General features: G+C 71.5%; 1 protein-coding gene. It reads left to right on the top strand.

The genetic code is table 11. The features are described from left to right. Positions 1–271: 271 nt before the first annotated feature. A complete protein-coding gene (locus tag ACFV0G_RS31880) occupies positions 272–1,465 on the top strand; it encodes an argininosuccinate synthase (protein WP_380555535.1) in 1,194 nt (397 codons plus the stop codon). Positions 1,466–1,568: the final 103 nt, after the last annotated feature.

Below are 1,568 nucleotides of genomic sequence, written 5' to 3'. Positions count from 1 at the left end.
CCGGCGCCCGCCGCGCACCGCCCGCCCGGCCGCCGGGGCGGCCAGCGTCCGGCTCCCCGCGCACCTCCCGGGCGGGGCACCCGGGCGGGGGAGCGGCCCGGTCGTAGGGTGGCCGCGACGGGCCCGGGCGCCGGGCGGCCGGTGCCCGCACGGCCGACGGCCACCCCTGTTGTGAATTCCATACGCGGTAGTGCATACTTATGCCTAACGCCGTATGGGACCCGCATACCGCACGCACTGCCCTGTTCGCACGTTTGTGAAGGAGAAAGCCGTGACCGAGCGCGTCGTACTCGCCTACTCGGGCGGTCTTGACACGTCCGTCTGCATCGGCTGGATCGCCGAGGAGACCGGCGCCGAGGTCATCGCCGTCGCGGTCGACGTCGGCCAGGGCGGCGAGGACCTGGACGTCATCCGCCAGCGCGCGCTGGACTGCGGCGCCGTCGAGGCGGAGGTCGCGGACGCCCGCACCGAGTTCGCCGACGAGTACTGCCTGCCGGCGCTCAAGGCCAACGCCCTCTACCAGGGCCAGTACCCGCTGGTCTCCGCGCTCTCCCGGCCGGTGATCGTCAAGCACCTGGTCGCCGCCGCGCAGAAGCACGGCGCCACCACCGTCGCGCACGGCTGCACCGGCAAGGGCAACGACCAGGTCCGCTTCGAGGTCGGCATCAACTCGCTGGCGCCGAGCCTGAAGTGCATCGCCCCGGTGCGCGACTACGCGATGACCCGCGACAAGGCGATCGCCTTCGCCGAGGCCAAGGGCCTGCCGATCGCGACCACCAAGAAGTCGCCGTACTCGATCGACCAGAACGTCTTCGGCCGCGCCGTCGAGACGGGCTTCCTCGAGGACATCTGGAACGCGCCGATCGAGGACGTCTACGAGTACACCCAGAACCCGGCCACCGCGCGCGAGGCCGACGAGGTCGTCATCACCTTCGAGGCCGGCGTGCCGGTCGCGATCGACGGCCGCAAGGTCACCGTCCTGCAGGCCATCGAGGAGCTGAACAATCGGGCCGGCGCCCAGGGCATCGGCCGCCTCGACATGGTCGAGGACCGCCTGGTCGGCATCAAGTCCCGCGAGATCTACGAGGCCCCCGGCGCGATCGCCCTGATCACCGCCCACCAGGCCCTGGAGAACGTCACCGTCGAGCGCGAACTGGCCCGCTACAAGCGGCAGGTCGAGCAGCGCTGGGCCGAGCTGGTCTACGACGGCCTCTGGTTCTCGCCGCTCAAGCGCGCCCTGGACGGCTTCGTCAACGAGGCCAACCAGAGCGTCTCCGGCGACATCCGGATGGTGCTGCACGGCGGCCGCGCGGTGGTCAACGGCCGCAAGTCCGACCAGTCGCTGTACGACTTCAACCTCGCCACCTACGACACCGGCGACACCTTCGACCAGTCGATGTCCAAGGGCTTCATCGAGATCTTCGGCATGTCCTCGAAGATCGCCGCCCGCCGCGACCTGGCCTGAGCCGCACGTCCCCGGTGCCCGGGGCCCCCCCCCCCCCGCGGCCCCCCCCCGTACCCCCAGAGGTGCCCCATCGCTTGTGGCCCCCCCCAAACCCCGCCGGCGA

Source organism: Kitasatospora sp. NPDC059571, from assembly GCF_042735675.1.
Classification (GTDB): Bacteria; Actinomycetota; Actinomycetes; order Streptomycetales; family Streptomycetaceae; genus Kitasatospora.
This window is presented reverse-complemented; position numbering and strand designations above follow the sequence as displayed.